Annotated in this window: 14 protein-coding genes and 1 pseudogene; 9 read left to right on the top strand and 6 right to left on the bottom strand. The window is 73.8% G+C overall.

The annotated features are described in order from the left end of the window. From CCN39_RS17605 to CCN39_RS17620, 4 genes and pseudogenes are all read left to right on the top strand, one after another. Positions 1-736, top strand: a pseudogene (locus CCN39_RS17605) (zinc ribbon domain-containing protein); the annotation flags it as partial. After that, positions 733-1,848 (top strand): GlnX family signal transduction membrane protein, encoded by a 1,116-nt coding sequence (locus tag CCN39_RS17610; protein WP_086843316.1) that lies wholly within the window; start codon positions 733-735, stop codon positions 1,846-1,848. The pseudogene CCN39_RS17605 and the gene CCN39_RS17610, both read left to right, overlap by 4 nt. Continuing rightward, positions 1,845-3,134 (top strand): ABC transporter substrate-binding protein, encoded by a 1,290-nt coding sequence (locus CCN39_RS17615; RefSeq protein WP_086843318.1) that lies wholly within the window; start codon positions 1,845-1,847, stop codon positions 3,132-3,134. Before CCN39_RS17610 ends, CCN39_RS17615 begins: the two co-directional genes overlap by 4 nt. Positions 3,135-3,155: 21 nt before the next feature. Further along, entirely contained in the window at positions 3,156-3,500 is a 345-nt protein-coding gene (locus CCN39_RS17620) for a CU044_2847 family protein (protein ID WP_086843320.1), read from the top strand. Positions 3,501-3,504: 4 nt separating this feature from the next. On the opposite strand, the gene CCN39_RS17625 is transcribed toward CCN39_RS17620, so the two are convergent. Next, positions 3,505-4,359 (bottom strand): SAM-dependent methyltransferase, encoded by an 855-nt coding sequence (locus CCN39_RS17625; RefSeq protein ID WP_086843322.1) that lies wholly within the window; start codon positions 4,357-4,359, stop codon positions 3,505-3,507. An 83-nt stretch (positions 4,360-4,442) separates the two neighbouring features. Further along, positions 4,443-4,637: a hypothetical protein gene (locus tag CCN39_RS17630; RefSeq protein ID WP_086843324.1), complete on the bottom strand. Its 195-nt coding sequence runs from the start codon at positions 4,635-4,637 to the stop codon at positions 4,443-4,445. Between the two features lie 199 nt (positions 4,638-4,836). Here CCN39_RS17630 and CCN39_RS17635 point away from each other — a divergent pair, with 199 nt between their 5' ends. Further along, the gene (locus CCN39_RS17635; RefSeq protein ID WP_086843334.1) at positions 4,837-5,571 is read left to right on the top strand and encodes a sugar phosphate isomerase/epimerase family protein; all 735 of its coding nucleotides are present in this window, start codon (positions 4,837-4,839) and stop codon (positions 5,569-5,571) included. After that, positions 5,568-6,668, top strand: coding sequence for a Gfo/Idh/MocA family protein (locus tag CCN39_RS17640; protein ID WP_086843326.1), 1,101 nt, complete (start codon positions 5,568-5,570; stop codon positions 6,666-6,668). Before CCN39_RS17635 ends, CCN39_RS17640 begins: the two co-directional genes overlap by 4 nt. Here the strand turns inward: CCN39_RS17640 and CCN39_RS17645 are convergent. After that, complete coding sequence (locus tag CCN39_RS17645; RefSeq protein ID WP_086843327.1) at positions 6,665-7,252, bottom strand: TetR/AcrR family transcriptional regulator; 588 nt, start codon at positions 7,250-7,252, stop codon at positions 6,665-6,667. The genes CCN39_RS17640 and CCN39_RS17645 overlap by 4 nt on opposite strands. A gap of 124 nt (positions 7,253-7,376) precedes the next feature. Between CCN39_RS17645 and CCN39_RS17650 the strand changes: the two genes are divergently transcribed. Together CCN39_RS17650 and CCN39_RS17655 are read left to right on the top strand one after the other, a co-directional pair. Continuing rightward, a complete protein-coding gene (locus CCN39_RS17650; RefSeq protein WP_244210837.1) occupies positions 7,377-8,153 on the top strand; it encodes a DeoR/GlpR family DNA-binding transcription regulator in 777 nt (258 codons plus the stop codon). Beyond that, positions 8,150-9,352: an MFS transporter gene (locus tag CCN39_RS17655; RefSeq protein ID WP_086843328.1), complete on the top strand. Its 1,203-nt coding sequence runs from the start codon at positions 8,150-8,152 to the stop codon at positions 9,350-9,352. Before CCN39_RS17650 ends, CCN39_RS17655 begins: the two co-directional genes overlap by 4 nt. Here CCN39_RS17655 and CCN39_RS17660 read toward each other — a convergent pair. Next, a complete protein-coding gene (locus tag CCN39_RS17660) occupies positions 9,349-10,329 on the bottom strand; it encodes a cation diffusion facilitator family transporter (protein WP_086843329.1) in 981 nt (326 codons plus the stop codon). The two genes, CCN39_RS17655 and CCN39_RS17660, sit on opposite strands and share 4 nt — an antisense overlap. Before the next feature lie 54 nt (positions 10,330-10,383). Between CCN39_RS17660 and CCN39_RS17665 the strand changes: the two genes are divergently transcribed. Beyond that, positions 10,384-10,746, top strand: a complete 363-nt coding sequence (locus CCN39_RS17665; RefSeq protein WP_086843331.1) for an ArsR/SmtB family transcription factor — start codon at positions 10,384-10,386, stop codon at positions 10,744-10,746. Here the strand turns inward: CCN39_RS17665 and CCN39_RS17670 are convergent. Then, the gene (locus tag CCN39_RS17670; RefSeq protein WP_086843333.1) at positions 10,739-11,548 is read right to left on the bottom strand and encodes a MerR family transcriptional regulator; all 810 of its coding nucleotides are present in this window, start codon (positions 11,546-11,548) and stop codon (positions 10,739-10,741) included. The genes CCN39_RS17665 and CCN39_RS17670 overlap by 8 nt on opposite strands. After that, positions 11,532-12,056 (bottom strand): amidase family protein (locus tag CCN39_RS17675; RefSeq protein WP_244210838.1); only part of this gene is annotated, 525 nt, incomplete at its 5' end. The genes CCN39_RS17670 and CCN39_RS17675, both read right to left, overlap by 17 nt.

Here is a 12,056-nt window from a genome sequence, read left to right on the forward strand (position 1 = left end):
GCCGGACGTCCGGCTGCGGATGACGACGATGCCCTACAGCCGGTTGCGGTTCGTCAAGCAGGTCTTCCCGACCGAAGTCGAGCTCACCGCGCAGTGCCGCACCGAAGGCCAGGTGCTCGAGCTGCCCACCGGGGCGTGGGGCGAAGAGCTGCGCGAGTACCACCTCTGCCTCGACGTCGAGACGGGGGAGCTGACGCGGTACGAGGACCGGTTGCTGGGCACCGTCACCCTCTTCGCCGGCGCGGACGAGGCGGTCGCGGAACAGCAAGCCGTCGTCGGCTACCTGACCGAGGACCTGGCGCTGTCCAGCGTGCCGGACGACCACGTCGCCCGCGTCACCGGGCAGGCCGAGCTGGGCCGCACGGTCCGGGCGGGCTGGGACGCCTTCGAGCGCGACGACCGGGTCGCGGCGGCGCGCGAATGGGGCACCGCGGTCCGGCTGGCGACGGAGCTGGGCAACACGGAGATCCTCAAGCGCCTGGGCCGGCTGATCGACGTGCGCGACGACGGCGCCGTCGCGATCAAGGACGGCGTGCGGCCGCGCGACGGCTTCTCGCTGGTGCTCGGCTCCACCATCTCGGCCTACACCGGTGCGGCGGAACCCGCTGCTGCCGCCGCCCCGGCCGAAGCCGGCGGCGCCCCGCGCGAGTGCATCCGCTGTGGACACAAAGCGCGGCCGACGGCGAAGCGGTGCGGGCACTGTGGTGGACCGTTCGATGCGGGAGCGCCCTCGTGACCGCGATCAGCACCACCCGGCAGACCCTGTGGTGGCTGCGGCTCGGGCTCGTCGCCGGCAGCGTGCTGGTGCTGGGGACCGCGCTGGCGACCTTCCTCGGCGTGCGGGCCAGCCTCGCCGAGGTCCGGGAGCGGACCGCGCCCGCCGTGCTCGAGGTGTCGCTGGCCAAGGGAGCGCTCGTGGCCGCGCACCACGCCGCAGTGTCGGCCTTCGAACGCAACCAGGTGCAGCTCACCGGTCCCAGCGAGCAGTACGAGGACGGGATCGCCCTGGCCAGCCAGCAGCTCGCCCGGGTCGCCGAGCACAACGCGGCCGGGGACCGGGGCAGCCGGACCCTCCGGCTGATCGAAGGACTGCTGCCGGCCTACAACAGCTTCATCGGCCAGGCCGACGCCCACTACCGGCAGGACGGGGGCGGCCCGCTCGCCGCGAGCGACCTGCTGTCGGCGTCGGATCTGCTGACCGCACCCGAGAACGGCATCCTCGCCCGGCTCGACACGCTCGAAGCCGCCCAGCGGGCCGCGCTCGACGACCAGCTGGACGCCGAGTGGCTGGATCCCGTGATCACGCTCCTGTGGGCGCTGCCGCTGGTCGTCCTGCTCGGCACGCTGGCGTGGGCCCAGCGGTTCCTCGCCCGGCGGTTCCGGCGCACGGTGAACACCGCGCTGCTGGCGGCCACCGCGGCGTGCGTGGTGCTGGGCGCGGCCACGGCGCTGCTGCTGGGCGTCCAGTCCGACGCACGGGACAGCGGTGCTGCGCTGGAACGGACCGTGGACGCGCAGTCCGCCGCCACCACGGCCGCCGCCGACGCGTCCCGGTGGACGCTCGTCCAGGTGCTGGCCACCCAGTGCGGGCCGGGCGGGGTGGCGGCCTGCGGCGACACGGTGGCCGCGTTCGCCGCCGCGACGACCGCCCCGCCCACCGCCCCGGCCCAGCCGTCGGGGGACGTCGACGAGGTGGCGCTGCTCGGGCCGGGGCTCACCGAACCGGCCTGGACCGGGTTCCTCGGCTACGGGATTCCCGCGCTGGCCGCCGGAATCGGCGTCCTGGCGGTCGGCGGCCTGCAACCCCGCCTCGACGAATACCGGTTCCGCGCGAGGAGAGAGCCGTGAATCGCTACGCCGGTGTGGTGCTGGCCGTCGTCCTGCTGCTGTCCGGGTGCTCGGCGGGGAGCGGCACGGAGGAGCTGACGGTGCTGGGGCCGTGGACCGGCGACGAACAGAAGGCGTTCGAGCGGGTGCTCGACGGATTCACCCGGGCGACCGGGATTCCGGTGCGCTACCAGGGCACCCGCGCGCAGAACCAGGTGCTGCGCGGGGACCTGCAGCAGGGCACCCCGCCCCACGTGGCGGTGCTGTCGAACCCGGCCGAACTCGCGGGGTACGTGCGCTCCGGTGACGTGAAGCCGCTGAACGTCGTCCTCGGTGCGGAGGCGACCGCGGCGTACAGCCCGCAGTGGCGGAAGCTGCAGCAGCTCGGCGAGAACGCCGTGTACGCGGTCGCGGTGAAGGCCGACCTGAAGAGCATCGTGTGGTACACGCCGAAGTCGTTCCCCGGGCCCATACCGTCCACATGGGACGAACTCGTGGCGGTGTCGCGGCGGATGGCGGCGGCCGGGCAGCGGCCGTGGTGCCTCGGCATGGGCGCCCCGCCGAACTCCGGGTTCCCCGGCACGGACTGGCTGGAGGACATCCTGCTGCACCGCGCCGGGCCGGGGGTCTACAGCAGCTGGACCGCGGGCCGGCTGGCCTGGACCGACGCGGCGATGGTGGACGCGTGGCAGAGCTGGGGCGCGCTGGTCCTGGCGCCGGGCGCGGTCCGCGGCGGCAGCACGGCGGCACTGCTCACGTCGTTCGCCGACGCCGGCCGCGCGATGTTCGCCGACCCGCCCGGGTGCGCGCTGGAGCACCTCGGCTCGTTCGCGATCGGCGGGTACACCGCGATCCCGCGGGCGGGCGGGCCGCCGGTCCCCGACCGGGACTTCCGGTTCTTCCCGTTCCCCGGCGCCGGCGGCGCCGGGCCGTCCGAGGTCTCGGCCGACCTCGCGGGGCTGTTCCGCGACACCCCCGCCGCCCGCCGGCTCATGGTCTACCTGGCCGGGGAGGAGGGGCAGCGGATCTGGCCGTCCGGCGGGACGACGTTCTCGGTGCACCAGCACCTCGTCGACCAGGGCGTGTACCGCAGCGACGTGACCCGGCGGATCGCGACGACCCTCGCCGGCGGCGGCGATCTGTGCTTCGACGCGTCGGACCTGATGCCCTCGGCGATGACCAGCGCGTTCTACCAGGCGGTGCTGGAGTACCTGGCCCGCCCCGACCGATTGCCCTTCCTGCTCGACAAGCTCGAGCAGGTGCGGCGGGGCATCGGCGAGGAGCAGTGGCTCGACTTGTCGTGCTGACCCTACGGAGAAGGAGATCCGGTGCAGGAGTTCGTGCGGTTCCCGCTGGCCGGCGGCGGTTCGGTGGTCGTCGAGGTCGAGGCGGAACCGGGCCTGGAACAGGCGTCGGTGCCTTCGGGGGTGCTCCGCAAGGCGACCACGACCTTCGAGCACGCCCTGAGCGAGGTCCGCGCGGCCGCGTCCGCCGCTTTGGCGCAGTTCCGCGACCTGGGCCCGGACGAGGTCGAGCTCAAGTTCGGCGTCAAGCTCGACGCCCAGGCCGGGGCCGTGATCGCCCGCACCGGGCTGCAGGGCCAGTTCGAGGTCAAGCTGAAGTGGCTGCGCGACGAGGCCACCCCGGCCGAAGAGCCGGCCGAGGAAGCGTGAGGCGCTAGGGCTTGTAGCCGACGATCCCGGCGACGCACTTGGCCGAGTCGCTGAGCGGCGTGAGCCGGGGGCCGTCCGGCCACCACTCGTCGCAGACCGCCATGCCCGGTGCCGATGTCGCGTTCGGCTGGACGATCTCGAGGCCGTCCAGCATGGCTTCGATCTCCGCGCGGGTGCGGAAGCGGCCGGCGCCGAGCGGGCCGGAGACGAGGATCTGCTCGATCCGCTTGGCGATCTCGGTCAGCTCCGGCACCTCGGGGTCGAAGAAGTGCGACAGCACCACGTACGAGCCGGACGGCAGCGCGTCGATGTACTCGCGCATGAGGTCGAAGACGCCGTCGCCCTCGTAGTGGTGCATCGTGCCCACCTGCAGCAGGGCGACCGGCCGGGTGAAGTCGACGTGCGCCAGGACGTCCCGGTGGCCCAGGACTTCCTGCGGCTTGAAGATGTCCGCCTCGACCATGTGCGTGAAGTCGTTCTCCACGAGCAGTGCGCGGCCGTGGGCGAGGACCACCGGGTCGTTGTCGATGTAGACGACCGTGTTGTCCTTGTCGATGCGCTGCACGATCTGGTGGGTGTTCTCGGCCGTCGGCAGCCCGGACCCGCAGTCGACGTACTGGGTGATCCTGGTCTGGTTGGCCAGCATCCGCAGCGCGCGGTTGTGGAACCCGCGGTTGCCGCGGGCGATGTCGACCGCTTCCGGGACCGCCGCGCGGATCTTCTCCATCACCACGCGGTCGACTTCGTAGAAGTTGTTGCCGCCGAGGAACCCGTCGTAGATCCGCGCGATGCTCGGCCGGGCGGGGTCGACGCCCACCGGCGTCTGGCTGGGGGACAGCGCGGACGGCGTGTCGGACATGGCGACCTCGCAGGACTTCGGCGGGCGGCGTTGGGCCACCCAGAGTAGTAGGCCGCGTCCGCGCGGTGAACCCGAGGTGGCTCTCAGCCGCTCGGGCGGAGCCGCTGGTCGGGGATGTCGGCCGCGCGCTGGGCGCGTTCGCGGCGCAGCCGCTCGAGGTGCTGCTCGATCCGCCGGTCGAGGTCGCGCGCCGCTTCGGACAGGTCCGTCAGGTCACGACGGGCCGCCGGGCGCCCGACGGCGGCCCCGGTGTCCCTTTCGTCCCCTGCCCTGTCCACTTACCGGCACCTCCCGGGATCGCCCTGGCTCCCTGCTCTTGGCGTTACTGCCCCATCGGGCGCTTGCCAAAACCCCGTCCGGCGTGAGCCGGGGCACCCGGCCGGATCGTCCGAAAGCCCCTGGTCACAATTTTGACCAGGTGGTAGAAATTGAGGAGCCGCGGCGGACGGCCGCCACGGGGAAGTGGAGGAGCCGGTGATGAGCGTGCCTTCCGTCCAGCTGTATTCGGTCCGCGACGCCTTCGCGGCCGACCCGGCCGACACCCTGCGGCGGCTCGCCGCGATCGGCTTCACGCAGGTCGAGCCGTACGGCGTCCTCGAAAACGCCGAGGCACTGCGGGCCGGGCTGCCCGCCAACGGCCTGACCGCCCCGACCGCGCACGCGCAGCTGCTCGGCGCCGACCAGCACGCCGTCTTCGCCACCGCGGCCGAGCTGGGCATCGGCCTGGTGATCGACCCGTTCGTGCCGCCCGAGCGCTGGCAGGAGCCGGCCGACATCGCGGCCACGGCGGACGGGCTCAACGCCGCCGCGAAGCTCGCGGCCGAACACGGCGTCGGCGTCGGCTACCACAACCACTGGTGGGAACTGGAATCCCGGATCGACGGCCGCAGCGCCTTCGAGGTGTTCGCCGAACAGCTCGACCCGGCGGTCGCCCTGGAGGTCGACACTTACTGGGCCACCGCGGGCGGCGAGGACGCACCCGCCCTGCTGCGCCGGCTCGGCGGCCGGGTGCGGGCCATCCACGTCAAGGACGGCGGCCTCGCCACCGACGCCACCGGGCAGGTCCCGGCGGGCCAGGGCCGGGTGCCGATCGCCGAGGTGCTCGCCGCCGCGCCGGACGCGCTGCGCGTGGTCGAGTTCGACGCTTTCGACGGCGATCTCTTCGCGGCCATCGCCGCCAGCCACGCCTTCCTGACCGGCGCGGGCAAGTGACCGGCGGGCCGGTCGGTGTCGGGATCATCGGCACCGGCGTCATCAGCGGCACCTACCTCGAGAACCTCACCGCCTTCCCGGACGTCCGCGTGGTGCGGGTCGCCGACCTCGACACCGGCCGCGCGGCGGCCCGTGCGGCCGAACACGGCGTCCCGCGCTCGGGCACGGTGGCGGAACTGCTGGCCGACCCGGACGTCGAACTGGTCGTCAACCTGACCGTCCCGGCCGCGCACGCCGACGTCGGGCTCGCCGCGCTCGAAGCAGGCAAGCACGTGTGGACGGAGAAACCCCTGGCGCTGGACCGCCAGACCGGCCGCAAGCTCCTCGACCGCGCGCGGGAGAAGAACCTGCGCGTGGCGAGCGCGCCCGACACCGTGCTCGGCGCCGCGCTGCAGACCGCGCGGCAGGCCGTCGACGCGGGCCGGATCGGCCGTCCCCTGACCGCGCTGGCGCTGTTCCAGGTGCCGGGCCCGGAGCGGTGGCACCCGGCGCCGGAGTTCTACTTCCAGCCCGGTGGCGGCCCGCTGCTCGACATGGGCCCGTACTACCTGACGATGCTGGTGCACCTGCTCGGCCCGGTCCGGCGCGTCACCGGGGCCGGCGGGCGGGCGCGCGACACCCGCGTCGTCGGAACCGGGCCGCGGGCGGGCACGGAGTTCCCCGTGTCGGTGCCGACGACGGTCACCGCGCTCGTCGAGTTCGAGAGCGCCTCCGCGCAGCTGGTCCTGAGCTTCGACTCGGCGCTCAGGCGGCCCGCGCTGGCCGAGCTGACCGGCACGCTCGGCACCGCCGTGCTGCCGGACCCCAATCGGTTCGACGAGCCGACCCGGCTGCACCTGCTCGACCGGGACGAGCCGGAAGAGCTGGCGCCGCAAGGACATGCGGCTTCGCGCGGCACCGGGGCACTGGAACTCGCGCGGGCGATCCGGGCCGGGGTGCCGGAACGCGCGTCCGGTGAGCTGGCCTACCACGTGCTCGACGCGATGCTGGCCATCGACGAATCCATGACCCGCGGGCAGAGCGTGGAGGTCACGAGCACCATCGACGTCCCGCCGCTGCTGCCGGCGGGGTGGGACCCGTACGCGAAGACCCTCTAGAGCGGGACGGTGAGCAGGTTCTGCAGGTAGAAACGCAGCGAGCCGACCAGGTCGACGTCGCCGGGCACGGTCAGCCACTGCACCTGCAGGCCGTCCATCAGCGCGATGAACGTCAGTGCCGCCAACGCGGGCTCGACGCCGTCCCGCAGCTCGCCGCGGGCGGCGAGGGCTTCGAACGACTCGTGCACGCCGTCGCGGGCGGCCCGGTAGTGGCGCACGAAGTACTCGTGCGCCGGGTGGTCCGGGGCGACCGCTTCGGCGGCGAGCCGCGAGTAGAGGTCGACGATCCCGGGGTGGCGGACGTTGTGCTCGGCCAGCGCGACGAAGTGGCGCAGGACCTCCAGCCCGGGCGGCACGGTCAGCTGCTCGCGCTCGGAGTCCTCGGCGTCCCGGCGTTCGAGCACGGCGGCGAGCAGGGCTTCCTTGGTGGGGAAGTAGTAGAGGAGGCCGGCGTGCGAGATCCCGACGCGCTTGGCGATCTCGCGCAGCGACGAGCCGTGGTAGCCGAGTTCGCCGTACGCCGCGGCCGCCGCCGTGATGATGTCTTCGCGGCGGATCCGGCCCTTCAGGTAGCCCCCGGTCACGGGGTCGCGGTGGTCTCGGCGGCGTGCACGCCGACCATCATGCCCCAGTGGTGGTTCGCACGTGCAGCGTGAGCGAACGAACAAACCGGTTGTGCGATCGTGCCCGGATTGCGAGGATCGCGGCGTGAAGAGCGCGGAACGGCAGCAGGTGATCGTGGAGCGCTTGCGCGGCGCTGCCCAGGTGGGTGTCGCCGAGCTGGCCGAAGCGACCGGCGCGTCGGAGATGACCGTCCGCCGCGACCTCGACCACCTGGCGTCCCGGGGCGTGCTGCGCCGGGTGCACGGCGGCGCGGTCCCGGCGTCGCCCTCGGGGGTGGAACCGCCGTTCGCGGCCCGCGCGACGGCCGGGATCGCGGCGAAGCGGGCCATCGCCGCGGCGGCGGCCGAGCTGATCCGCGACGGCGAGACGGTCGTCCTCGACAGCGGCACGACGGCCCTGGAACTCGCGCGGCTGCTGCGCGGGCGCCCGATCACGGTGATGCCCCTGTCCCTGCACGCGGCCCGCGAGCTGGCCGAGGAACCCGGCGTTCGGCTGCTGCTGCCCGGCGGCGAAGCGCGGCCGGGGGAGCAGGCCCTGGTCGGCCCGCTGGCGCTGGCGTCGCTGCGGGCCCTGCGGTTCGACGTCGCCGTGCTGAGCCCCTGCGCACTCGACGTCGAGTCCGGGTTCACCGCCTTCGACCTGGCCGACGCCGAGGTCAAGCGGGCCGCGCTCGACGTCGCGGCCCGGACGATCGTGCTCGCCGACGGCGCCAAGTGGGGCCGCCGCGCGCTCGCGTGCATCTGTCCCGCCGACCGCGCCGACGTCGTGATCACCGACCCCGGCGCGCCTGAAGACGAGCGTGCCGCGCTGACCGAGCGCGGCGTGCTCGTGCACGTCGCCGTCCCCTTGGAGAGCCGATGACCGTCCCGCCCCGCCCGCGTGCCGCCCGGTTCGCGACCTTCATGTTCTTCGGCCTCAACGGGTTCGCGATGGGCATGTGGGTGGTGCACATCCCGAACGTCGAGCGCGCGACAGGCATTTCGCACAGCACCCTGGGCGCGCTGCTGCTGGTGCTCGGCGGCGCCGCGTTCGCCGGCATGCAGGTGTCCGGGCCGCTCGTCGACCGGCTCGGGCACCGGCGGCTGGTGCCGGCCGCCGGGATCCTGCTCGGCCTCGCGGTGTGCGCGCCCGGTTTCGCGGACTCGTGGTGGACGCTGGGCCTGGCGCTGGTCTTCTTCGGCTTCGGCAACGGGGCGATCGACGTCGGGATGAACTCCCACGCGGTCGTGGTGGAACGGGCCTATCCGCGCCCGATCATGGCGGCCTTCCACGCGATGTGGTCGATCGGCGGCGCGATCGCCGCGGTCATCGGCGCGGCGACGCTCGGCGCGGGCGTGCCGACCGGGGTGACGCTCACCGGCACCGGCCTGGTCTGCGTGCTGCTTTCCGTGGTGTCGGCGCGGTTCCTGATGGAGCCGGCCGCGGTGCCGCCTGCCGGTGTGCCGTCCACCGGCACCGCCGCCGAGCCGGTCGGCACCCGCCGGCCCCCGGGCCGCACGGTCTGGCTGCTCGGCCTGCTGGCGCTCGCGCTGATGCTGTCGGAGGGGGTCGCCAACGACTGGGCCGCGCTGCACATGGAGAAGGTGCTCGGAACGTCGGCGTCCACGGCGGCGCTGGCCTACGGCGCGTTCGCGGTGGCGATGACGACCGGCCGGTTCCTGACCGACCGCGTCGCGGCCTGGGCCGGCCCGACGGCGATCGTCCGCTACGGCGCGATCTTGGCGGCGGTGGGCCTGACGACGGCCGCGGCGGCGCCCTGGGTGCCGTTGTCCCTGGTGGGCTGGGCGGTGTTCGGCCTGGGCCTCTCGGGCGGTGTCCCGCAGCTGTTCACGGCGGCGGGCAACCTGGACACGCGGGCGTCGGGCGCGCTGATGGCCCGCGTGGTCGGCCTCGGGTACGTGGGCCTGCTCGCCGGCCCGGCGCTCATCGGCGGGCTGACGCACTGGATGCCGCTGAACGTGACCTTCGCGGTGCCGGTGGTGCTGTGCGTGCTGGCGGCGGTGTTCGCCGGGGTGCTGAACCCGAAGCCGGAGCCGGCGGAGCAGCCCGTCGGGTGCTAGTGGTGATGGGCGACGGTCTCGTGCGCGCGGTCCGCGCCGGTGGCCGGTTCGGTGTGGACCACCACCGCCGTCAGGCGCGGGATCGTGTGCAGCAGCCGGTGTTCCACCTCGTGCGCCAGCGCGTGGGCGGCTTCGACGGTCAGGTCCGCCGCCACCGTCACGGCCAGCTCGGCCCGCAGGTGGTGCCCGATCCAGCGCATCCGGAGATCCCGCGCACCGAGCACGCCGCCGACGTCCCGTGCCGTCCGTTCGGCCAGCTCGACCGACGCCGGGTCGACGGCGTCCAGTAGCCGCCGGAACACCTCTTTCGCCGCGTCGCGCAGGACGAACAGGATCGCGACGGTGATGACGAGCCCGACGATCGGATCCGCGGCGGGGAAGCCGAAGGCCACCCCGGCCGCGCCGGCGACGACGGCCAGCGAGGTGAAGCCGTCGGTGCGCGCGTGCAGCCCGTCGGCGACCAGGGCGGCCGAGCCGATCTCCCGGCCGACCTTGATCCGGTACCGCGCGACGAGTTCGTTGCCGGCGAACCCGATCACCCCGGCCACGGCGACCACCCACGGGTGCGCGACCGGGCGTGGGTCGAGCAGCCTCGCCACCGATTCGTACCCGGCGACCGCCGCCGAAGCCGCGACGACGAGCACGACGACCACCCCGGCCAGGTCTTCGGCGCGCCCGAGCCCGTAGGTGTAGCGGCGGGTCGCGGCCCGGCGGCCGAGCAGGAACGCCACACCGAGCGGGACAGCGGTCAGCGCGTCGGCGAAGTTGTGCACGGTGTCGCCCAGCAGCGCCACGGATCCGGTGACCAGCACGAGCACCAGCTGCGCGACGGCGGTGACGGACAACGCGGCGAACGACCACCCGAGCGCGCGCATGCCGCGCCGGCTGGTTTCGAGGGCGTGGTCGACGCGATCGGCGCTGTCGTGGCTGTGCGGCCGCCACTTCGCGTGGCGGTGCCCGTGTCCGTGTCCGGTCATGGGAGCATACTATCTGCGCAAGCACGCAGATACGCAAGTAGTAAGGTTACGGCCATGCACGCGTCGCTGCCGGAGTTCGACATGCCCACCGAAGAGCAGGTCCACCTGGCCGCGGAGTCGTTCCGCCTGCTGGCCGACCCGACCCGCATCAAGGTGCTCTGGGCGTTGCTGCAGGGCGAATCCTCGGTGGCCTGCCTGGCGGAACTGGCCGGAGCCGCCCCGACGGCGGTCAGCCAGCACCTGGCGAAGCTGCGCCTGGCGGGCCTGGTGAAGGGCCGCCGGGAAGGCACGTTCGTCTACTACTCGGCGGCGGACAACCACGTCCGCGGCCTGCTGGCCCAGGCACTGCACCACGCGGACCACGTGGACCGCGACCTCCCGACGGGCGACCACGCCCACCACCCGCGGCCTAGCTGATCGGCTCCTGCAGCTCCGTCACCCAGCCCGCCGGATCCTCCGGGCAGTCCAGGTACACCTCCCGCTGCGGCCCGGCCGACCGGCAGCCGTGGTCGTCGATCCAGCGCACCACCGCCTGCCATGCGGGCAGGACGTCGTCGATCGCGCCGCGGTGGACCAGCGTGGCCGCGCGGGTGGGCGGGAGGTCCGCCACCGCCAGCCCGTTGAGGTCACCGCCGCCCACCGACGCCGGGATCGCGGCGTGCACCACGACGTCGTCCTCCGCGCGCTGCTCGTAGTAACACGTCAGCCGGCCTTCCGGCGTGACATCCGCCTGGGGAAGGCGTCGGCCGAGCTCCGCGCACAGCGGGTGCACCACCGGTCCGATCGCCTCCGGGGCGAAGCCCGCCGCGACCCCCGTCAGCTCCACCACCCGCAGTCCGGGCAGCTCCTTGACCACGACGTCGAGGGTGGGCGCGCGGCCTTCCGCCTCGATCGTCCGCAGCCGCGCCTCGACCCGCGCCAGGCGGCCCGCCCCTTCGGCCAGCGCGGCTTCCAGTTCCGCGCGCCGCAGCGTCAGCATGCCGCGCACCTGCTCGACGGTGACCTCGTCCGCCAGCAGCGTGGCCACCTGCTCCAGCGTGAAGTCGAGGTCCTTCAGCGCGACGATCCGGTTGAGCCGTGCCAGCTGGGCCGCTGTGTAGCTGCGGTAGCCGGTCGCCGGGTCGACGCGGGCCGGGCGCAGCAGGCCGAGCGCGTCGTAGTGGCGCAGCATCCGGACCGAAACCCGGCCGTGGCGGGCGAAGTCACCGATCGAGAACACGGCCCGATCCTGCCCCAGGCGGGACGAATCCGCCGATGACCTCCGCGGCGAGCTCCGCGAAGGTGATCGCGGTGTCGTCCTCACGCGCGGGCGCGACGACCTGCAGCCCGGCCGGCCGCACCCCGCCCACCGGGGCGCTGACCGCCGGCAGCCCGGGCAGCGACGCCTGCGCGATCCAGAACACCTGGTCGTCGTAGCGGTTCCGGTCGTCGTGGGGCAACGCCGTGGTGAACACCGTCGGGCAGAGGAAGACGTCGACGTCGGCGAAGTACCGGGCCCAGGCCGCGGTCAAGGCGGCCCGCCGCCGTTCCTGCTCGGCGGTCCCGGCCGGTTCACGTCCTTCCTGGCACGCGAAGAACAGCTCCACCTGGAAACCGAACGCCTCGGCCTGGGCGACCGGATCGACGTCCGCGGGCCAGCCCGCGCGGATCCGCACTCCGGCACTGGCCAGTGCGTCGACGGCGTCCGACAGCGCCGCGCCCACCTCGTCGGTCACCGGGCAGGCCGG

The organism is Amycolatopsis kentuckyensis, assembly GCF_002155975.1.
GTDB classification, from domain to species: domain Bacteria; phylum Actinomycetota; class Actinomycetes; order Mycobacteriales; family Pseudonocardiaceae; genus Amycolatopsis; species Amycolatopsis kentuckyensis.

What these genes read in the sequence shown, in the direction of transcription:
- CCN39_RS17625 (WP_086843322.1), bottom strand. Translation starts at nt 4,359, where the DNA reads ATGTCCGACACGCCGTCCGCGCTGTCCCCCAGCCAGACGCCGGTGGGC.
- CCN39_RS17635 (WP_086843334.1), top strand. Translation starts at nt 4,837, where the DNA reads ATGAGCGTGCCTTCCGTCCAGCTGTATTCGGTCCGCGACGCCTTCGCG.
- CCN39_RS17655 (WP_086843328.1), top strand. Translation starts at nt 8,150, where the DNA reads ATGACCGTCCCGCCCCGCCCGCGTGCCGCCCGGTTCGCGACCTTCATG.
- CCN39_RS17660 (WP_086843329.1), bottom strand. Translation starts at nt 10,329, where the DNA reads ATGACCGGACACGGACACGGGCACCGCCACGCGAAGTGGCGGCCGCAC.
- CCN39_RS17665 (WP_086843331.1), top strand. Translation starts at nt 10,384, where the DNA reads ATGCACGCGTCGCTGCCGGAGTTCGACATGCCCACCGAAGAGCAGGTC.